The sequence below is a fragment of the Marinilactibacillus sp. XAAS-LB27 genome (assembly GCF_036039175.1).
In the GTDB taxonomy this organism is placed as follows: Bacteria; Bacillota; Bacilli; order Lactobacillales; family Carnobacteriaceae_A; genus Marinilactibacillus.
Genome location: NZ_JAYXKP010000001.1, coordinates 493,892 through 514,131, shown reverse-complemented (window position 1 = coordinate 514,131; position 20,240 = coordinate 493,892). Strand labels below are relative to the sequence as shown.

Genomic DNA, 20,240 nt, shown 5'->3' with positions numbered 1-20,240 from the left:
TACTTGGAAGAGAACATATAGTTAGCTTATGCTGCTATATGTTCTCTTTCTTTTTCTGTCATTTTGAGTTTGTTTCTGATTGGTTTTAAGTTGAAGTGCAGGATAATGCGATTTTTATAGTGAATAAAGTTCCTGTAGCCATAGGCTACCCGGTTTAAGACTTTGATTTTATTATTGATCCCCTCTATCTTTCCATTATTGTAAGGGTAGTAGAAGGTGTTTTGAATGTAAGGGAAATGAGTTCTCAACGTTCTTAAACTGGTTTTCATGTATCCAGATAGTTCAGGATAAACTGGTTGATCCAAAATGACTTTTAACTGCTTTGAATCATTCTCTTCAATGGACTTGAGAACAGCTTGATAGACTCCATATGTTGCTTTTAATTCTGGATCGTAGGCCAACATTTCTGAAACAATCGCTGCTTCTAAACGTTGTCCAAACATAGGAAAGTATTGATAAGTAGTATAAGATAATTCTGTCTCTTTCTTTAGAAGTTTCTTCCAGAAACGTTTTAATCGTCTGTACTTCTTTTGATCTTCTCCGTTAGAGGTTCGAAGTCGATTCATGACTTTTACGCGCGTCTTATTCATTGACCGATTCACGAGCTGAACGATATGAAATCGATCGATAATGATATCAGCGTTTGGAAATAGCTCTGGAAGAAAGCTGACGTAACTCGCATTCATGTCTGTCGTGATTGTCTTGACCCGGTTTCTTTGTTTCTGACTGTATCGAGAAGAAAAGTGCTCTTTGATTGTTCGTGTATCTCTACTTGGTAAAATATCCAATATGGTTCCAGTTACAACGTCAATATACTCGAAAGCCATTTGTCCCTCACCATACTTGAATTCATCCACAGATAAGTTCTCCGGCATTGAATGATAGTAAGGTCGATAATACTCCGCCTGTTCATTAATGATTCTTTGAATGGTTGTGGCAGAGACATTCGTCTCTTCAGACAAGCTCTTAATAGAACGGGCGTCAGCTGACTTTGTCAGTATTTCTGCTTTGATGAAATTAGAGATAAAGCACTGCTTTTTTACAATCGGGGTTTCTGCAGTAAACGTTGATTCACAAGACTTACACTTGAATCGCTGTTTCTTTACTCTAAGATAGGTCGGGTAAATGCCTGACATCGGAAAGGTAATTCTAGAGGTCTGAGTCCCATTTTTATAAATAGAGAAGTTCTTGTTTGGCATCTGACATTTCTTACATTCCGTAGGAATATAAGTCAGTGTACAATCTATAAATTTACATTTCATTTGTTTGTGTACGCCATAGGAAACACAGTTATCGTTAAAAATTATATTTTTATCTTGAATATCCAATACTTTTTGCATATCATTTGAAGTAGGCAAGTGAGTTCCTCCTAAGGATGTTGGTTTTGGTCGACTATTATTCTACAGGAGAACTCACTTGTTTTCTAATTTAAACAAAGAAAAATAACGTCGGTGAATTCTCACCAACGTTATTTATTATAGAACCGAAAAATCTAGGCGAAGTAGATAAAAGAATAGTTATTATTTCTATTATCTACTTCGTCAAATGTATAGTATCAGTTAAGTGAAAGTAATTTCTAAGAATGATTCATTTAGGGGTTAAAATGATTCTTAAATATCATTTCTCCATCTTCAGTTACTTCAGTAATGATTAACGTATCTGAATATCCTTTTGAATGCGCCCCTATATAGTCATTAACCATTTCTGATTTTAAAGTTCCATCTCTCAGTTCATACTCTAAAAGGATATTGTAGTCTCTTACTATTTCTTGAGAACTAATAGTTTCACCCGTTTCTCCCGATTGAATCTCGGAAGTTGAACCAAATTTAAAATCTTTTTCTGGTTCTGGATCATCAGAAATACTTGGAGACAAATAAAAATGAATTATTGGTACTATTTTGTTTGAATCATTTTCAACTAAAATTCTATTTCTAGTTTGATTGTTTATAAATAATACGCCACCAATCAATATAACTACCAATGATAATAAAGCAATCATTGATTTTTTGTAAATCATACTTTGTCACCTCAGTTATGAATTTTCAATTTATAGTAATTAAGCAATAAGTTACTCTACGTCAAATAAACTCGTTACAAGTAGTATATAAGTAATTTTTTTTAAACTATAATTTAACATCTTTTATCTTAATTTATGTGCTAGACTATTTTCAGGAGTTAAATTTCATATGTATTTAAAAAGGAATTCTCATTAATGAAAGCCGTTGTATCACAAATCTGTGAGCACCTTGAAATTGTTTCTAGAATTACATTATTTGGGCAAGATTTAATCTTGTTTATTACTTTTATTTATTTAATTTTAACATACTATAATACTCAAAACCCTGTATCTGATTAATTAAAAAGGTTTATCAGCTTGCAAGCCAAAGTAATATACGAAAATTCAAACTTCATAATTTAAAGGAGCTAAAATGAAAAATACTGACGAAGTGACAGTCCTAGTCACAGTAAATTATAAGGACCTACATAATGTTCTAATTCAAAAAGGATTTAAAAAAATGGAATCTTTTGAATTAGAAGATTATTATTATCAAAAGGAAAATATGGATTTTTCGAAAATGAGCCGCATGGAGTTGTTATCTAAAACACTCATTTTAAGATGCGTCAATCGAGTTAGTTCAAAATTAATTGTAAAAAATAAAGTAATGGATGCTGAGAAAATTTTATCTCAATCTGAAGTAAGTTGTGATGTGGCTTCATATCAAGATGCAAAGAATTTACTTGAAGCACTTGATTTCAAGCAATGGGTCCATTTGCGCAATGAGTGTTCTGTCTATTCAAATAATACGCTAAGCTTAATAGTACAGAATGTAAACAGCAAATATCTCTTTATCGAAATTGAGTTCCAATCAAATGACGGTGTAAATCAATTTGAAGATCTTGCTGAATTGACAGAGGCACTAAAAAGATATGGATTACCAATCAATACAAACAATCTCTTTATTAAAAAGTTAGACTACGTATTTAATTTTGAAAATTAAATACGTACATGATTATGATGTCATGTATGTGCATTCTTCGGAATTTTGATTGATTTTAAAATAATACACTCACAGTAAAACTCAACGAATATGTTTAACGAACCCCAAAGACTTGACTTCAAATCGATTGTGCACATAAAATTCGTGAGCTTGCTGTCTTTCACTTCTTTTCCCACTATTCAAAGTGATTTTGTCTATACTTAATTGGCGAGCCAATTCTTCTACTTTGAAAAGCAAATTTTTGGCGATACCTTGCTTTCGGTAATTTGGGTCGACCACTAGAGCTACAACTCTGATATAGTCTTTGTCGCTTTCATATGGATGACTTATAATGAGCCCAACCATACCAGCCACGAGACCATCTTGTTCAGCAAGGTAAGTCCTATAATCTGGATGTCCGTTGATTTTGTCAAACCGCTCTGTCATTTGTTCATAAGTCGATGTGTAGCCTAAATGTCCCATTAAAGTGCAAATACTTTCGATATCGGTTAAACGGGCTTCTCTAATCATTGTAATCAGTCCTTAAATTTTTGATATAATAGGGGATTTCAAATCTAGTAGCTATAGTGATATACTATGTGAAGTACTTGTTAGTAAAAGGACTATAGTCGATTAAAAATTCAATTGTTTTTAATGATATGTAAAGGGTTTAAAGTTAAATAATTTCTAAAAATAACAGAATATTTTAAAAAATATATAGCGTTTATGATACAATATATTATATAGATTATAAAGGGGGAAGTCCAGCTTAATGGACAGTGGGGATTTATCGAGTATATTGCTCTTAATAGTATTAATCGTTTTATCGGCTTTCTTTTCTTCATCAGAAACAGCCTTTACTTCAGCTAACAGAATTCGGTTGCGAAATGAAGCGGAGAGTGGAAACAAACAAGCTAAAAGAACCTTACACTTAGCTGAAAGATTTGATTCCGTATTATCTACGATTTTAATCGGAAATAACATTGTAAACATTGCGACATCAGCCATCGCTACATTGCTTTTTGTAAAATGGTTTCCAACGTATGGTGCTACAATTGCGACGATCGTGATTACAGTTATTGTGTTAATCTTTGGAGAAATTACGCCAAAAACAATTGCGAAGGAAAAATCTGAAACAATCGCCAAATTTGCTGCTCCGGTTATCCAAGTATTGATGACTATATTCAGACCAGCAATTTGGTTTTTTGAAAAATGGAGAATGTTATTAGATAAGTTATTCGACTTTGATGGTCAAGAAACGATCAGTGAAGATGAGTTGCTTTCAATGGTTGACCAGGCTGAATTAGGTGGAAGTATAGAAGATCACGAACACCAGCTTGTGAGATCAGCGATAGAGTTTGATGACCTTGAAGTCTCGACGATTTTAATGCCTAGAGTGGACGTTGTCGGGTGTGATGTTAATGAAGACGATCGCAAAATAGAAGAATTATTCAGTACGCACAATTTTTCTAGATTGATTATGTACGATGACACGATTGATCACGTTGTCGGCATCCTTCACGAAAAAGATTTTAATCGCTACCTTAAAGCTAAGGAGCGAACGGGTAAGGCAACTTCTATCTTGACGATTATCAAAGAAGTGATTTTCGTGCCGCCAGTGATGAATTTATCTAGACTGCTTAGAACGATGCAGTTAAAGAAAACACATATGGCGATTGTAACGGATGAACACGGCGGAACAGTAGGAATTGCGACAATGGAAGACGTTCTTGAAGAACTTGTAGGTGAAATCTGGGATGAATCAGATGTCATTGAACAAGAAATCTTTGAAATAGTTGAAGGCGAATCATATAAAATTAAAGGAACGGCCAAACTAGACAAATTGTTTGATTTGTTCAGGTTAGATGACTCTGATGAATTTATTTCCAATACCGTGAGTGGATTTGTTATCGAAGAATTAAACCGTGTTCCAACTGAAGGTGACCAGTTCACTTATAAAAATATGGAAGTAACCGTTCTTGAAGTGAAAAATAGAAGAGTGCTTGAAATTCAGGTGGACTACAAGAGTATGGATCCTGATTCTGAGTAAACTAGTGAAAGCATGTTGATTATCAGCGTGCTTTTTCTTTATCTATAAAATGAGTAAGGTGAGGGTTGAAAGTTTGAAGCTAAATGAAATTGATCAACATAAAAGTACAGAAGAAATCGCGAAAAATTTACTTGGATGCTTGGTCGTTAAAGAAACCGAAGCAGGAAAAGTGTCAGGGTGGATTGTAGAGACAGAAGCTTATTTAGGTGTAGAAGATGAAGCTGCACATACGTTTAATGGGAGAAAAACCCCTAGAGTCGCTGCAATGTATGAAACAGCGGGTACCGTTTATATTTATAGTATGCACACCCATCATATGCTTAATATTGTGACTCAACCTGAAGGAATTCCTCATGCTGTATTGATACGTGCAATTGAACCATTTGAAGGTGAAGACCTGATGCTGATGAACCGCCAGAAGCAAGGGGTTGAATTGACAAATGGGCCTGGGAAGATGACAAAAGCTATGGGGATCAATATGTCAGACAATGGAACGAATATAGAGGAAAAACCGCTTTATATAAATGACTCATTGAAGAAGATTCCTCAAGTCATTGAAGCTTCTCCCAGAATCGGGATTCCAAATAAAGGAATATGGACAGAAGAGCCTTTAAGGTACACAGTCGTTGGTAATCCTTACGTTTCAAGAAAGCGCGGAAAGGTTTCCGTAGATAATGGATGGAAGACTGTGTTAAAATAAATTGACGCACACTATAGGAGGGTACAAATTGAAATCAGATCTCGCAACATATATAGACGATGAACTAAAATCAATCTATCCGGTGTTTCAATGGAAAGTTGTTAAAAATACAAAGAAAAGATTGATCGAAGTTTATATTACCTTCAACGTTAAGGTTGATGAAACTTTACAGGTTCAAGATGTAACGGGTCGTTCCAATATGCCAGGATTGATTCAATTTGAAGATGTTATTTGCTTTTATGATCCAGCGTATGCACACGTTAAGCCGCAAAACTATCTAGAAGCAGTTATTATGAATAGCCATGTAGGAATTGAAAAAGGATACGTGGACGCTTGTATCAATCAGTTGAATATCGTGGCTGAAGCAGGAATAACGGAACTCGAGAATTTTGCTTTAGATAACGCATCTGGAGAGTTTAGACTGGTATGGAATGACCGCGATCTTGAAGGCGCTGTTCAAACACTCAAATCGCTTGATCGTTATGATAAAGAAAAAATCCAGATGAAGTTGGACGAAGAAGAATCATTTATAGATCAAATTAAAAAGGATGAAGCGAATGGTGGAGTGGAAAGAATATAAAGTTTTTATCAATAGTGAGGCTTCTGAAGCGGTCTCTAATATTTTAGTTGAGCTAGGATCAGCTGGTGTATCAGTTGCTGATCGGCAAGACTTTCTAGTTCATCCTGAATACGGTACGGACTCTCTTTGGGAACTGAATGAAGATGACTTTCCTAAAGATGGTGTTTTAATTAAAGGATATTTCTACGGGAAAGATGCTTCTGAAGAAACTAAAGATTTGTTGATCAAAAGAATCGAAGAATTAAAAAACTACGATTTAGATATTGAGGAATTTCAAGTAGAAACTGTGGATGTTATAGAGGAAGAATGGGCTAATGCCTGGAAAAAGCATTATCATCCTGTTTCAATTACTAGGTATATGACAATTGTCCCTCAGTGGGAAGAGTATACGAAAAAACACGAAGACGAAAAAATTATCACATTAGATCCAGGACTGGCTTTTGGGACCGGAACGCACCCAACAACACAACTATGTTTACAGTCTCTAGAATCCATCATACGCGGTGGAGAACAGATACTTGACGTTGGAACTGGATCAGGAGTCTTGACGATTGCTAGTGCACTGCTTGGAGTAGCTTCTATACAAGCCTATGATTTGGATGACGTAGCCGTTAAATCTGCTTTAGATAATGTCAAACTAAATCAGTTAGACGCAGATATTGCGATCAAACCTAATGACTTGTTAAAAGGAATCGATGTACAAGCAGATATTATCGTTGCTAACATCCTTGCAGAAATTATTTTGAAATTGATTCCGGATGCTTTCAAGAATCTTAGACCCGGTGGGCAATTCTTGTCTTCAGGAATTATTTTAGATAAAAGAGAACAAGTGCTAGAAAGCTTAGTTGCAAACGGATTTGAAATCCAGCAAATTAACCAGATGGGTGATTGGATCGCCATTTTAGCCATCAAACCTGAAGAAGATTAACAATAATATTTTAAAACACTCACTTAGAAAGCAGGAATTTATCAATGGAAAACTTAAAAAGTTATATCGATCACACCGTGCTTAAACCAGAAGCAACAGACCTTATTATTCAACAAGCCTGTTTAGATGCAAAGAAATATGATTTCAAAGCAGTATGTGTCAATCCGACATGGGTATCTTATGTTTCTGACTTACTTAAAGGTACAGATGTACAAACTTGTACCGTTATCGGATTTCCTTTAGGGGCAAATACTACAGAAATTAAAGTAGCTGAAACGAAACAAGCCATTGCTGATGGAGCCACTGAAGTCGATATGGTTATCAATATTGGTGCAATGAAAAGCGAAGATTTTGGGTACGTTCATGATGACATTAAAGCAGTTGTTAAGGCAGCTAATAAAAAAGCCATCGTTAAAGTGATCATTGAAACATCTTTGCTTGAACGTAACGAAAAAATAAGAGCTTGTGAAATTGCTAAGCGAGCAGGCGCTGATTTCGTTAAAACGTCAACTGGTTTTTCAACAGGAGGCGCGACAGTTGAAGATATTAAATTGATGCGTTTATCTGTTGGTCCTGAAATGGGCGTTAAAGCTTCTGGAGGCGTTCGTACTTTAGAAGACGCTAAAGCAATGATCGAAGCTGGAGCGACTAGAATTGGAACTTCAAATGGAATCGCCTTAGTCGAAGGTGTAGAAGGTTCTGAAACTTACTAATTTATAGTGGTGTACTCTTGGCTGGTTGAAAGTACGGCTTAAAAACGATATAATATACCTTAGAACCAGCACTGTAAAAAGTGCTGGTTTTATTATCAATACAGTTAAGTTCAACACTAAATTATTTATAGACCACTAAAAAATGAAATCATGAGAAAAGAAGGTAGGATTTATGTCACAAAAAAAAGACTATACTCCTCAAGAAGTCATCGCGCTTTGTTTAACGTATATGAACAGCAAACACGTAACTTTTGTTAAACAGGCATATGACCTGGCCGAAGAGGCGCATAGAGGTCAGATTCGCAAGTCAGGAGAAGCTTACATCATGCATCCTGTCCAAGTAGCTGGAATTCTTGCAGATCTGAAAATGGATCCCGTAACCGTTGCTACTGGTTTTCTTCATGATGTAATCGAAGATACAGAATATACCTATGCCGATATTTCCAATATCTTTACACCCGAAGTAGCAGATTTAGTAGATGGTGTAACAAAGTTAGGTAAAATCAAATTTAAATCCAAACAAGAACATCAAGCTGAAAATCATCGAAAAATGCTGCTAGCTATGGCTCAGGATGTTAGAGTTATCTTAGTAAAACTGGCGGACCGCGTTCATAATATGCGTACACTTAAACATCACCGTCCCGAAAAACAAAGAGACATTGCTAAAGAAACACTTGAAATCTATGCACCATTAGCAGATCGCTTGGGTATCAGCCGTATCAAATGGGAACTGGAAGATACCTCGTTAAGATATATGAATCCTCAACAATATTACCGCATCGTTCATTTAATGAATTCAAGAAGAGAAGATAGAGAACGTTATATTGATGACTCGAAAAGTGCAATTGTTGAATCCGTTGAAGAATTAGGCATTAAAGCGAATATCACTGGACGTCCAAAGCATATCTACTCTATCTATAAAAAAATGAAACATCAGAAAAAACAATTTAATGAAATCTATGACCTTTTAGCAATCAGAGTTATTGTTGATTCTATTAAGGACTGTTATGGTGTTCTGGGTGCGATTCACACTAGATGGAAACCCATGCCGGGTCGTTTCAAAGATTACATTGCAATGCCAAAAGCAAATATGTACCAGTCTTTACACACGACTGTATTGGGTCCGAATGCAACGCCTTTAGAAGTTCAGATTAGAACAGTTAAAATGCACGAGATTGCTGAGTATGGTGTGGCAGCTCACTGGGCTTATAAAGAAGGCGTTACAGAAAAAGTCGATAATGATGACATGTCTCAGCATATTTCTTGGTTCAGAGATATTTTAGAGCTTCAAAGTGAATCAAATGATGCGAGTGATTTCATGGACTCGATTAAACAAGACATCTTTAAAGACAAAGTGTATGTATTCAGTCCTAAAGGTGACGTTATGGAACTACCATCAGGCTCCAGTACACTGGATTTTGCTTTCCATGTGCATACAGAAGTTGGAAGCAAGTCCATGGGTGCTAAAGTAAACGGTAAAATCGTTCCCTTAAATTATAAATTGAAAAATGGGGATATTGTAGAAATGCTGACATCACCAAATTCATTCGGTCCAAGTAGAGACTGGTTGAATTACGTCAATACTTCTAAAGCCAAAAATAAAATCAAACGCTTTTTCAAAACGCAGGAAAAAGAACAGAATGTTGAACGTGGTAAAGATATTCTTGAAAAACAGATTCTTGACATGGGATTCAGTCCAAAAGAAGTGATGAAAAAAGACGCTATCAAAAAAGTTGCGGAGAGATTTAATTATCAGCACAACGATGATTTTTTTGCGTCTATCGGTTTTGGAGAATTAAAAGTGGTTACCGTCGCGAATCGTTTAACAGATAAGTTAAGAAAAGAACGTGAAGAAAAAGCACTCCAATTGGATGAAAACAATCCAATAGAAATGAAACAAAAAAAAGAACCGGAAAAAATGAAAATCAGGCATGAAGGCGGAGTAATGATTCAGGGTGCTGACAATTTGCTTGTTCGTTTAAGTAAATGTTGTAACCCAGTTCCTGGTGATGATATAGTCGGTTATATCACAAGAGGACGCGGTGTTTCTATTCACCGAGTAGATTGTCCAAATGTCCATGCTTCAGAAGATGCTAATCAACGTTTAATTGATGTTGAGTGGGAATCTTCAGGTACTGAAAAGTCCTATAATGCAGAATTACAAGTACAAGGCTATGATCGTTCTGGATTACTGAATGAAGTGCTACAAGTCATCAATTCTCAAACTGGAAGTCTGAACAATGTAAATGGAAGAATTGATAACAATAAAATGGCAATTATTCGTGTGACGATTGGTATACAAAACTTGGCAGAACTTGAAAAAATTGTTGATAAAGTGAAATCCATTCCCGATGTCTATTCTGTTAAGAGAATCACATCCTGATTTTCAACTTTATTTAATGGTTAATTTGGAGGGAAAGCATTGCGTTTAGTAGTACAAAGAGTTTTAGAAGCTCAAGTAAAGATCGATAATGAAATAGTAGGTTCGATTGATAAAGGGTTAATGATTCTTGTGGGTGTCGGTGAAAACGACTCAGAAGAAGATGTAGATTACCTCGTTCAAAAAGCGAGCAATATGCGTATATTTGAAGATGAAAGTGGAAAGATGAATCTTTCTCTGCAACAAGTAGAAGGGTCAATCTTATCAGTTTCTCAGTTCACCTTATATGCCGATACGAAAAAAGGGAATCGTCCAAGTTTTACCCGCTCAGCTAAACCTGATAAAGCGATTCCGTTATATGAACAATTCAACCAGTCTCTTAGAAATCAGGGAGTTAGAGTTGAAACGGGTCGTTTCGGAGCGGATATGAAAGTTTCCTTGGTCAATGACGGACCGGTAACCATTACAATTGATTCTCAAAATAGATAAAACGATCTGATAAAAACTTCAGCATGAAAAACCCCGGCTAAAAGAGTATATACAACTCTTTTAGCCGGGGCTTTTTGGATTCATGTATCATAAGTTATTTCATCTGTTTTTATTAAGGAACTTAGTTAATGGATAAATACCAGCACTTTGTAATACAAATGAGATCAGGATAGAAGCGAATGCTAAGGAGATCAAGATTGGTATTTCACCAGCTGAGCTATCGAGCGTCCACAGAAGAAGAATCACAGACATAGATCCTTTGATTCCTGACCATGAGAGCATGATCAAAACGGAGAGGATATTACTGAATTTTTTTCTCCATTTAGGTACAGAGTATAAAGTTAAAGCTAAGACTGCAAAGCGGGCCAGAACGGAAAGGACGAAAATGATCAAGGCTAAATACCAGTAATCAAAATTCAAGTAAGCGGCTGATTGTATTCCAATAAAGAGAAATAGGATAGAGGATAACAATGGATCGATTACATTCCAAAAGCCTCCTAAAGCAATTCTAAAGGGTCTCTCTTTTTCTTTTTTTGAAAAGGTATTGGATAGCATGATTCCTGAGACCACCGTTGCGAGCACCCCGGAAAAACCAAGTTCTTCAGCGAGCAAGAAACTACCGTATGCAATCAATACACTCAGCATGACTTGATAAGGTTGATGGGAAGTAATATGCACAGCCTGACTTAATATCCAGCCAAATACCAATCCAACGACGACTCCACCGATGGCTACAAAGGCGAAATCTTCTACGAAATGAAGGGCTGAAAATCTACCACCTGATTCTACAAGGGTTAAAAAGACAGTGAATAAAACAACGCTCGTTCCATCATTTAACATAGATTCACCCTCGACGACATCAGCGATTTCGTCTGAACCTGAGCTGTGCTTAAGAATAGATACAACAGAAATCGGATCAGTAGGAGCAAGTATAGCCGCGAGTAAAAAAGAGATACTCCAACTGAATGGATAAAAGAAAGAAGTTGAATAGTAGATGCCAGCACCAAGTAATAGAACTGTCGCAATCATTCCTAAAGTACTTAAGGAAATAATTAGGAGAGCATTTTTCTTAAAAGCCTCGGCAGAATACTGATAGGCTGACACAAAGAGTAGACCTGGGATAAACAGTTCGTAGAGAATATCTTTAGAAGTCTCAAATCCTGAGAATAAGGGCAAAAAGGAAAGTCCAATACCGATAAAAACGAGCACAACTGGTACTGGGAAATAATACTGTTTAACGTCTATTGTAAAGACGATCATACTGACAAATAATAAAATGATTAATTGATGAATCACTAGTTGCATAAAAATGCCTTCTTTCTATTTACTGAATGATGTATTTTTTATTACTGTAACATAATTTTCATTTTAACCTAAAAAATATCTCTTATATCTAAGTCACGAACTTCGTATAAAAAGATAAACAAAAGACGGTCAAAAGAAAGAGTGAAGCATTCTTCTGACCGTCTTTTATAAAATATATTTATTGCTCATTTCAAGCTAATTTGAGAAGTAATCTCTTAATCCCTGGTAGATTGATTCTACAACAGTGGATTGATAGGACTGCGTATTTACTTGTGTGACATCGACATCATGATTCAAGTATCCCAGTTCAAGTAAGATGGATGGTTGTGCATTGTTTCTTAAAACATAATAATCTCCTAAACGAACACCGTTATTAGATAGTGGACCATTCTGTGCTAGATAGGCGTTAACGGTATCTGCCAGATCTTTCTCGTTGTCGGAGTAATAGTAAGTTGTTGTACCACTCATCGAATTAGCTATTTCCATTGCATCGAAATGAATACTAATGTAAGCATCCGCTGAAGCTTTGTGAGTAAGGTAAACTCGATCATTCAGTGATATGAAAGTATCATCATTTCTAGTCAGTAAAACATTTGCTCCAGCATCTTGAAGACGACGTTGAAGTATTTTAGCGGTACTCAAAGCAATGTCTTTTTCGTATAAGCCAGTTGCAGAGATAGCTCCTGGATCTTTTCCACCGTGACCGGGATCAATCATAATGGTAGCTTCTGATAAATTTGTGACCGCTCGGTTAGTTTGTCTTTCCACTTCTTGGACGTTCACAGTCTCAACATTGGATAAACTTGTAACCCAGTTAGCGACAAAACCTGTTCTACCATCATTTAACTGAACTTTGTACCAGTCTTGTTCTTCGTCTAAATAAATTAAACGAGCATTAGGCTCAGCCGTTGTTAAAATTTCCGCATCCGTGGAAGCAGCTGCTCGGATATTTGTTTGGACGTCACCAACGATGACTTCTTGTGTTGAAGAAGTTTCTTCCGTAGGTTCAGCTGATAGTGTATCAATGATTTCTACATAATCTTTGTGAATCCAAGCGACTTTCCCTAAATACAATACTTGATACCAGTCACCTTCTTCGAAAAGTATAGACAGCTCAGTATTTTCAAAAACAGTACCAAGGATTTGAGAATCTGTTGTAGCATATTGTCTGATATTAATTTCCTTACCGGTAACTCTGCCATACCGCTGAGTTTCAGAAGTGATCTCGTCATTCTCCACGAGCCATCCAGCGACCCAACCGATTTCATCGTTTGATAGTCTAACTTTGTACCACTGGTTTTCTTCGTCAAGCACATTTAATCTCTGATTTTCATTAACTTGAGTTACTACATCATAAGAAAGACCAGGCCCGATTCGAACGTTTAATGTGCTTGCTTTGACCGTTACACTGTTTTCATTCGCTAATACGATTGTTGAAGCTACCGTAATACTGAGTAAGAGTAAAATAATGGCTATAAAAAGATTTTTTTTAGGTAAGAATTTATGTAGGGAAGGTTCGTTCTGATCCATTCCAGTCATCCTTTCAGAAAATACAAAATAAACGCATTTATTCCTTTCTATTATAGCAATTAAATTCTTTGATATGCAATATGAATCAGTCACAGTGAAAATAAAAAACCTATATTGACATTAGATTGGCTTTCTTGTAAGCTTATAATCAATATACAAACATAATAGATTATAAATAGACCGTTGAAAGAGACAGTAAATTAAAAGTTACCGATAAAGAAAGGTTCTCCTTGGCTGAAAGAGACCCCTAACTTTTATTTGAAAGACACTCTGGAGGTATGACAGTGAAAAGCTGTCACGTTTAAAAGGCGTTAACTGTTGAGAGAAAGTATGTTTACTTTCTGAAACTAGGTGGTACCACGTGAGTATACTAATATACACGTCCTACTTTTATACAATTGTGTAAAAGTAGGACTTTTTTTATAGATTTTTTTAACAATGGAGGATTAAAATGGGCTATCAAAAACTTAAAGGCACACCAGATTTCTTACCTGAAGACACGAATAAATGGCAATTTGTAGAGTCAAAATCCAGAGAGCTATTATCACGCTATCAATTCAAAGAAATACGTACACCAATTTTTGAGCAGTTTGAATTGTTTGCACGTGGTGTTGGAGAAACAAGTGATATTGTATCTAAAGAAATGTATGACTTTTACGATAAAGGAGAAAGACACGTAGCGTTGCGTCCAGAAGGTACAGCAGGTGTCGTTCGTTCTTATGTTGAAAATAAATTATACGGACCTGAACATCAGAAACCGACTAAATTTTATTATATTGCCCCAATGTTTCGCTATGAGCGCCCTCAAAAAGGACGTATGAGACAATTTCACCAGTTAGGTGTTGAAGTATTCGGTAGTCAAAATCCTGAGACAGACGTTGAAACAATGGTGCTGGCAATGGATCTATTTAAATCTTTCCAGATCAAAAATCTTAAACTAGTCATCAATTCATTAGGAGACGTTGAAACAAGAAAAGTTTACCGTCAGGCATTGATTGACTATTTAGAACCTTTTAAAGAAGAACTTAGTAAAGATTCAAAAGAGCGATTATACAAAAATCCTTTAAGAGTATTAGATAGTAAGGATAAAAATGATAAAAAAATCGTTCAGTCAGCACCATCAATATTAGATTATTTAAATGATCAGTCGTCAAAACACTTCGAAACGGTCAAAGCCTCTTTGGAAGCACTTGATATCAAATATGTCATAGATTCTAATATGGTAAGAGGTCTAGATTATTATAATGATACGATTTTTGAAATCATGACAGAAGATCCTAACTTCGGATCAAACACAACAGTTTGTGCAGGTGGTCGTTATGATAATCTTGTAGAAGAAGTCGGAGGACCTGAAACGGCAGGTTTTGGCTTTGGTGTTGGCCTGGAACGCCTGGTTATGCTGCTGGAGAACGCGCAATTTGAGTTTCCTGTAATTGATGCTTTAGATGCATTTATCGTTACCATTGGAGAATCTACAAATAAAGAAGCGACGAAACTAGCACACGTTTTAAGAAAGAACGGAATGAACGTTGAACGTGAATTCTTGAATCGTAAGCCAGCAAAACAATTCAAAACAGCTGACAAGCTAAATGCTCAGTATGTATTTACTTTGGGTGAAACCGAACTTGCTGAAGGAACGGTTAACATCAAAAAGCTTTCTACAGGAGAGCAAATCAAGCTAGCCTTGAGCGAGCTGTATAATGAAAATCATGAAGATCTTATTGCTGAAATAGAATCTAGATTAAAAAAATAGGAATGGTGAAGCATATGAAAAGAACAATGTATTGTGGAGAAGTAAGACAAGAGCAAGTTGGAGAAAAAATCACTCTTTCTGGATGGGTTCAAAAAAGAAGAGACTTAGGTGGAATGATCTTTGTTGATTTAAGAGATAGAGAAGGCATTGTACAAGTCGTATTCAACTCAGACAAATCAAAAGAAGCTTTTACGATTGCAGAATCTTTGCGCTCTGAATTCGTGGTTGAAGTAACGGGGACAGTGGTTAAGAGACAAGAAGGAACGATTAATACTTCTTTGCCTACTGGAGAAATCGAACTTGAAGCAACTGGATTATCTATTTTGAATAAAGCTAAAACACCGCCTTTTGACTTGCAAGATACAAATGATGTGTCAGATGACCTTAGACTGAAATACAGATATTTAGACCTTAGAAGAAACAAAATGAAAGAAAACATGATCATCCGTCACAAGGTTAAAAAAGTTTTCAGTGACTTTTTAGATGAACAAGGATTTTTAGATATTGAGACACCTTATCTGACAAAATCAACGCCTGAAGGTGCTAGAGACTATCTTGTTCCTTCAAGAGTGCACGAAGGAAAATTCTTCGCACTTCCCCAGTCACCTCAATTATTTAAGCAACTATTGATGGGCGCTGGACTAGACCGTTATTACCAAATCGTTCGTTGTTTTAGAGATGAAGATTTAAGAGGGGATCGTCAGCCAGAATTCACTCAAGTCGATATTGAAACAAGTTTTGTCGATGAAGAAGAAATTCAAGAATTGATGGAACAGTTGCTCGTTGAAGTAGTTAGAAAAACTAAAGGTACAGAAATCACTAGACCATTTGCGCGTATTTCATATGATGAAGCAATGAACCGTTTTGGTAGCGATAAGCCAGACACAAGATTTGCTATGGAACTTGTTGAATTGGGAGATGTAGTTGCAGATTCAGATTTCAAAGTGTTCTCTAGTACTTTAGAAAACGGTGGAATTGTTAAAGGATTGACCGTCAAAGGTGCCGCAGATCAATTCTCGCGTAAAAATATTGATGCACTAGGAGAAGTTGCTTCTATATACGGTGCTAAAGGATTAGCTTGGATGAAAGTTACTGCTGAAGGCTTTAGTGGCCCGATTGCTAAATTCTTTAACGATAAACCCATTACCGCTGAATTACAAGAAAGAATGCAGGCGGAAGAAGGGGACCTGCTATTATTTGTAGCGGATAAGCCTAAAGTCGTGTTTGACGCGCTTGGAGCGATTAGAACGCATCTTGGTAAAGAACTAGACTTGATCGATGAAGATGAGTTGGCATTTTTATGGGTAGATCAATGGCCACTTCTTGAATACGATGAAGAAGCGGGTAGATATAGTGCTGCGCATCATCCATTCACGATGCCACTTGAAAAAGATATTGAAAAACTAGAAACTGATCCTCAAAGTGTTTATGCGAATGCCTACGATATCGTATTAAACGGATATGAGATTGGTGGAGGCTCTATTCGTATACACCAAAGAGAGTTACAGGAAAAAATGCTTAGTGCATTAGGATTCTCAAAAGAAGAAGCGGCTAACCAATTCGGATTCTTATTAGATGCTTTGGAATACGGATTCCCACCTCACGGAGGAATCGCCTTTGGATTAGATAGATTAGTGATGATCCTTGCTAAAGAAAAGAATATCAGAGAAGTTATTGCCTTTCCTAAAAATGGAAAATCGATTGATCCACTGACAAGTGCACCTTCATTCGTATCTGATAGCCAGCTTAAAGAATTATCGCTAGAAGTAACGAAAAAAGAAGGAGAGTCATAAAAAAATGGTTCTTATCGGTTCACATGTAGGGATGAAAGGTAAACCTATGTTACTAGGATCGGCAGAAGAAGCCGCATCCTATGAAGCCAAAACGTTCATGGTTTACACAGGTGCTCCTCAAAATACAAGACGTAAAGATATTTCAGAAATGAATATCGAGTCAGGTCAAGCTTTTATGAAAGAGAATGGCATTGATGTGAATGATATCGTCGTTCATGCACCTTATATCATTAACTTGGGGAATACAGTTAAAACTGAGAACTTTGGTTTTGCAGTAGAGTTTATGAAAGAAGAAATCAAAAGAGCTGAGGCTCTTGGAGCGACTCAAATGACGATGCATCCTGGCGCTCATGTAGGTGCAGGTGTAGATGCTGCGATTGATCAGATAGCAAAAGGGTTAAATGAAATTCTTCATGAAGATCAAACAATCCAGATTGCGCTGGAAACTATGGCGGGTAAGGGAACGGAAATTGGCAGAAACTTTGAAGAAATTGCTAGAATCATTGAAAAAGTAGAGCTGAAAGATAAAGTATCCGTTACTTTAGATACATGCCATACGCATGATGCAGGATATGATATTAAAGATGATTTTGATGGTGTATTAGAAGAATTTGATCGTATTATTGGACTAGAACGACTGAAAGTCCTTCACATCAATGATTCTAAAAATGTGAAAGGTGCCGCGAAAGATCGGCACGCTAACATTGGATTTGGAGAGATAGGATTCGAAGCACTGAGTAAAGTCGTGCATCATCCTAAACTAGTATCTGTTCCAAAAATTCTTGAAACACCATATGTAGGTGAAGATAAGAAAAATAAAAAAGCGCCTTATGGTCATGAAATTCAAATGCTAAGAAATAACGTATTTAATCCTAATTTACTTCAAGAAATTTTTGAAGAAAAAGACTGGAATTAATGCTATATCTTAAACTCGAAAAACTTGAATCTAACTGATTCAGTCTTTCGAGTTTTTTTATAGATTCTATTTGTCAAATTAAGTTAGACAGTACTTGTCCATCGATGTATCTCAAAAATACTTCTAGTGGTGTATGGTAGTTCAAAGATTTTCTGGGAATATGGTTCCTGTTTGAAGCGACATTTGAAACAAATGATTGATCTACTTGGTTGAAGTCCATTTCTTTGGGGAGACCATCTTTTCGGAGTAGACCGTTAGAATGTTCATTTAAAGCTCGTTGGGAGGGTGTCCCTGGGTCCGCAAAGTAATAATGACTTTTGATAATCGTTCGACTAATGTGATCACAGCACTTTTATGATGAACCCCAACGATTGTGTCACCTTCTAGGTGACCAAATTCTTCTGTAAAATGAGGATAATCATCAAGGCGTTCGGAAATGTTTCTTTTGAATGCTTGCTTACCGCGCTTTTCCTTATGACCATTTGGTTTGCGCTTTCCTTTCATCGGAAGCGTTGTTTGATCAAAAAGTCCACGTTTGAACTGTCGATACAAGGTACGTATGGAGCAAGCGATGGGCTTCTCTGCACGTCCTATAATAACATCAGGTGTCCATCCTTGAGCCACCATCTTTTGAACGTAAGATTTTTGGTCTTGCGGTAAACAAATAGAGCGTCTTCCGCACCGTTGTTTATTTTCTTTGTACTGCTTGAAATAATCAAGCGCAGTATATCCTTTCCTTAGGAAAGTAATGACTTTATGAATCGTCTGGCGTGACCGATGGAGATAGGTCGCAATCTTCAAGACAGATATATTTTGGTGGAAATAGGCTTCTATCATTACAAGTTCTTCCGTGGTAAGATGGGTGTAGGTCATTCGTGGTCACTCCTATGTTTTCTTTGGTCGGAAATACATTTTGAGTGTACCACGAATGGCTTTTTTAGTTGTCTAGCTTAATTTTACAATCGGCGAGAAAAAAGGTCAGTCTATGTTGTTAGACTGACCTTTATCGTTATATTCAAATGAGTAAATCTAGACTTTTTCGTTAACAGGTAGTTGCTTGATATATTTGGTTGGTGTTTGACCGGTAATTTTCTTGAACACTTTCGTGAAATAAGAATGACTGTTGAAACCAGATAAATTAGCGACCTGACTTAATTGATAGTTTCCAAGATGGAAATAGTATTTAGCCAAGTAAACTCTTTGCTGATTTACATAACCGATAAAAGTAGTACCAGTTTCTTGCTTGAACTTGCGGGCAAGGTGTACAGGATGCATACCGAAAATTGAAGCAATATTCGTTAAAGTCAATTCGCTAGTAAGATTTTCAGTGATATAGCTTACAACTTCTGTCATCGCACTAGAGTAAGTCAAAGTAGAGAAATCAATAACTGCCTGGCAGTATTCTCTGTAGATCTCATAGTAAACATTCTCTCTTAGATATTGAATAGATTCAGCATCTTCAATAAGAATAGAGAAGCGCTCAGATATCAAGTGAAGATAAAGTGGTAATACGCCTCCGTTTTTTGCAGCAATTCTACAGTAAGTGTTCACGATAATTAATTGATTCTTGAAATTTCTTAGTTGATGCTCGATACCTTCTTCTGCAAGATACTCAAGTACCTCATCAAGATTAATAATGTTCAGCGTATCTTCAAGCATTTCACGATTACCTTCAGTAATAGCATCTGTTACTTGGTCCTCAATCAAGTAACGGTAGCTGAAAGCATCGCTATTCAATTTTTTAAGTTTATCAACTCGTTCTTTTTTGAATAGTTCTTTTACTTCTACCTTATCCATAATACACGACCCTTCTTTGTAAAATTTAGTTTTATTTCTCCCATCTATCTTGATTAAATATACCACAAATTCGGAATAAATAAAGTTCTTTTTTAGAAAAAGAGGACTAAATTAATCAAATTTTATTCTGTACTTTTATTCTAATATGCACATTTCCATTCACTAATTGTTGTAACTAAATTAATTTTTTAGGGACTTCACAGTCAATTTAGAATTAAAATAACCCTTTCAATAAACTTGTACATACAATTTATTGTAATTTTATAGTTTAAAAAATAGTCTATTCACTTGCAAAAAACGCTTATCTTGTCATATGTATGACATTATT

At 36.1% G+C, this 20,240-nt stretch carries 17 protein-coding genes, 1 pseudogene and 1 other annotated feature; of the genes and pseudogenes, 11 read left to right on the top strand and 7 right to left on the bottom strand.

Annotation, left to right across the window (positions count from 1 at the left end):
- Positions 1-26: 26 nt before the first annotated feature.
- Positions 27-1,358 carry an ISL3 family transposase gene (locus VXN63_RS02510; protein ID WP_327756383.1) on the bottom strand — a complete coding sequence of 444 codons (1,332 nt, stop codon included), beginning with the start codon at positions 1,356-1,358 and terminating at the stop codon, positions 27-29.
- Positions 1,359-1,591: 233 nt separating this feature from the next.
- Positions 1,592-2,017, bottom strand: a complete 426-nt coding sequence (locus tag VXN63_RS02505) for a hypothetical protein (RefSeq protein ID WP_327756382.1) — start codon at positions 2,015-2,017, stop codon at positions 1,592-1,594.
- A gap of 412 nt (positions 2,018-2,429) precedes the next feature.
- Between VXN63_RS02505 and VXN63_RS02500 the strand changes: the two genes are divergently transcribed.
- On the top strand, positions 2,430-2,999 hold the full coding sequence (locus tag VXN63_RS02500) for a CYTH domain-containing protein (protein WP_327756381.1): 570 nt from the start codon (positions 2,430-2,432) through the stop codon (positions 2,997-2,999).
- Positions 3,000-3,080: 81 nt separating this feature from the next.
- Here the strand turns inward: VXN63_RS02500 and VXN63_RS02495 are convergent, their stop codons facing one another.
- A complete protein-coding gene (locus tag VXN63_RS02495; RefSeq protein ID WP_327756380.1) occupies positions 3,081-3,509 on the bottom strand; it encodes a GNAT family N-acetyltransferase in 429 nt (142 codons plus the stop codon).
- A 241-nt stretch (positions 3,510-3,750) separates the two neighbouring features.
- On the opposite strand from VXN63_RS02495, the gene VXN63_RS02490 reads away from it, so the two are divergent.
- The 7 genes from VXN63_RS02490 (at position 3,751) to dtd (ending at position 10,818) form a co-directional block, all read left to right on the top strand.
- Positions 3,751-5,028, top strand: a complete 1,278-nt coding sequence (locus VXN63_RS02490; RefSeq protein WP_327756379.1) for an HlyC/CorC family transporter — start codon at positions 3,751-3,753, stop codon at positions 5,026-5,028.
- A 73-nt stretch (positions 5,029-5,101) separates the two neighbouring features.
- Positions 5,102-5,728, top strand: coding sequence for a DNA-3-methyladenine glycosylase (locus tag VXN63_RS02485; protein ID WP_327756378.1), 627 nt, complete (start codon positions 5,102-5,104; stop codon positions 5,726-5,728).
- Positions 5,729-5,756: 28 nt separating this feature from the next.
- Complete coding sequence (locus tag VXN63_RS02480; RefSeq protein ID WP_327756377.1) at positions 5,757-6,308, top strand: DUF3013 family protein; 552 nt, start codon at positions 5,757-5,759, stop codon at positions 6,306-6,308.
- Positions 6,289-7,236 (top strand): 50S ribosomal protein L11 methyltransferase, encoded by a 948-nt coding sequence (prmA, locus tag VXN63_RS02475; protein ID WP_327756625.1) that lies wholly within the window; start codon positions 6,289-6,291, stop codon positions 7,234-7,236. Before VXN63_RS02480 ends, prmA begins: the two co-directional genes overlap by 20 nt.
- Positions 7,237-7,280: 44 nt before the next feature.
- Entirely contained in the window at positions 7,281-7,949 is a 669-nt protein-coding gene (gene deoC, locus VXN63_RS02470; protein WP_327756376.1) for a deoxyribose-phosphate aldolase, read from the top strand.
- Positions 7,950-8,121: 172 nt separating this feature from the next.
- A complete protein-coding gene (locus VXN63_RS02465) occupies positions 8,122-10,332 on the top strand; it encodes a RelA/SpoT family protein (protein ID WP_327756375.1) in 2,211 nt (736 codons plus the stop codon).
- A gap of 39 nt (positions 10,333-10,371) precedes the next feature.
- Positions 10,372-10,818 carry a D-aminoacyl-tRNA deacylase gene (gene dtd / locus VXN63_RS02460; protein ID WP_327756374.1) on the top strand — a complete coding sequence of 149 codons (447 nt, stop codon included), beginning with the start codon at positions 10,372-10,374 and terminating at the stop codon, positions 10,816-10,818.
- 99 nt (positions 10,819-10,917) lie between these two features.
- Here dtd and VXN63_RS02455 read toward each other — a convergent pair whose 3' ends face one another.
- Together VXN63_RS02455 and VXN63_RS02450 are read right to left on the bottom strand one after the other, a co-directional pair.
- Positions 10,918-12,123, bottom strand: coding sequence for a cation:proton antiporter (locus VXN63_RS02455; protein ID WP_327756373.1), 1,206 nt, complete (start codon positions 12,121-12,123; stop codon positions 10,918-10,920).
- Between the two features lie 195 nt (positions 12,124-12,318).
- Positions 12,319-13,653: an N-acetylmuramoyl-L-alanine amidase gene (locus VXN63_RS02450; RefSeq protein WP_327756372.1), complete on the bottom strand. Its 1,335-nt coding sequence runs from the start codon at positions 13,651-13,653 to the stop codon at positions 12,319-12,321.
- Positions 13,654-13,827: 174 nt separating this feature from the next.
- Positions 13,828-14,043: a binding site (T-box leader), on the top strand.
- Between the two features lie 61 nt (positions 14,044-14,104).
- On the opposite strand from VXN63_RS02450, the gene hisS reads away from it, so the two are divergent.
- From hisS to VXN63_RS02435, 3 genes are read left to right on the top strand one after another with little or no spacing between them, the layout of a single operon-like run.
- On the top strand, positions 14,105-15,406 hold the full coding sequence (gene hisS / locus VXN63_RS02445) for a histidine--tRNA ligase (protein WP_327756371.1): 1,302 nt from the start codon (positions 14,105-14,107) through the stop codon (positions 15,404-15,406).
- A 14-nt stretch (positions 15,407-15,420) separates the two neighbouring features.
- The gene (gene aspS, locus VXN63_RS02440; protein WP_327756370.1) at positions 15,421-17,199 is read left to right on the top strand and encodes an aspartate--tRNA ligase; all 1,779 of its coding nucleotides are present in this window, start codon (positions 15,421-15,423) and stop codon (positions 17,197-17,199) included.
- A gap of 4 nt (positions 17,200-17,203) precedes the next feature.
- Positions 17,204-18,115: a deoxyribonuclease IV gene (locus tag VXN63_RS02435; protein ID WP_327756369.1), complete on the top strand. Its 912-nt coding sequence runs from the start codon at positions 17,204-17,206 to the stop codon at positions 18,113-18,115.
- A gap of 73 nt (positions 18,116-18,188) precedes the next feature.
- Here the strand turns inward: VXN63_RS02435 and VXN63_RS02430 are convergent.
- Together VXN63_RS02430 and VXN63_RS02425 are read right to left on the bottom strand one after the other, a co-directional pair.
- Positions 18,189-18,988: pseudogene (locus tag VXN63_RS02430) on the bottom strand (IS30 family transposase).
- A gap of 156 nt (positions 18,989-19,144) precedes the next feature.
- Entirely contained in the window at positions 19,145-19,912 is a 768-nt protein-coding gene (locus tag VXN63_RS02425) for an AraC family transcriptional regulator (RefSeq protein ID WP_327756368.1), read from the bottom strand.
- Positions 19,913-20,240 lie beyond the last annotated feature (328 nt).

Bases quoted from the DNA above. Each gene is read 5' to 3' on its own strand.
- VXN63_RS02425 (WP_327756368.1), bottom strand. From the start codon at position 19,912: ATGGATAAGGTAGAAGTAAAAGAACTATTCAAAAAAGAACGAGTTGAT.
- VXN63_RS02465 (WP_327756375.1), top strand. From the start codon at position 8,122: ATGTCACAAAAAAAAGACTATACTCCTCAAGAAGTCATCGCGCTTTGT.
- VXN63_RS02435 (WP_327756369.1), top strand. From the start codon at position 17,204: ATGGTTCTTATCGGTTCACATGTAGGGATGAAAGGTAAACCTATGTTA.
- VXN63_RS02490 (WP_327756379.1), top strand. From the start codon at position 3,751: ATGGACAGTGGGGATTTATCGAGTATATTGCTCTTAATAGTATTAATC.
- hisS (WP_327756371.1), top strand. From the start codon at position 14,105: ATGGGCTATCAAAAACTTAAAGGCACACCAGATTTCTTACCTGAAGAC.
- aspS (WP_327756370.1), top strand. From the start codon at position 15,421: ATGAAAAGAACAATGTATTGTGGAGAAGTAAGACAAGAGCAAGTTGGA.
- VXN63_RS02450 (WP_327756372.1), bottom strand. From the start codon at position 13,653: ATGGATCAGAACGAACCTTCCCTACATAAATTCTTACCTAAAAAAAAT.
- VXN63_RS02500 (WP_327756381.1), top strand. From the start codon at position 2,430: ATGAAAAATACTGACGAAGTGACAGTCCTAGTCACAGTAAATTATAAG.
- VXN63_RS02495 (WP_327756380.1), bottom strand. From the start codon at position 3,509: ATGATTAGAGAAGCCCGTTTAACCGATATCGAAAGTATTTGCACTTTA.
- deoC (WP_327756376.1), top strand. From the start codon at position 7,281: ATGGAAAACTTAAAAAGTTATATCGATCACACCGTGCTTAAACCAGAA.
- VXN63_RS02455 (WP_327756373.1), bottom strand. From the start codon at position 12,123: ATGCAACTAGTGATTCATCAATTAATCATTTTATTATTTGTCAGTATG.
- VXN63_RS02505 (WP_327756382.1), bottom strand. From the start codon at position 2,017: ATGATTTACAAAAAATCAATGATTGCTTTATTATCATTGGTAGTTATA.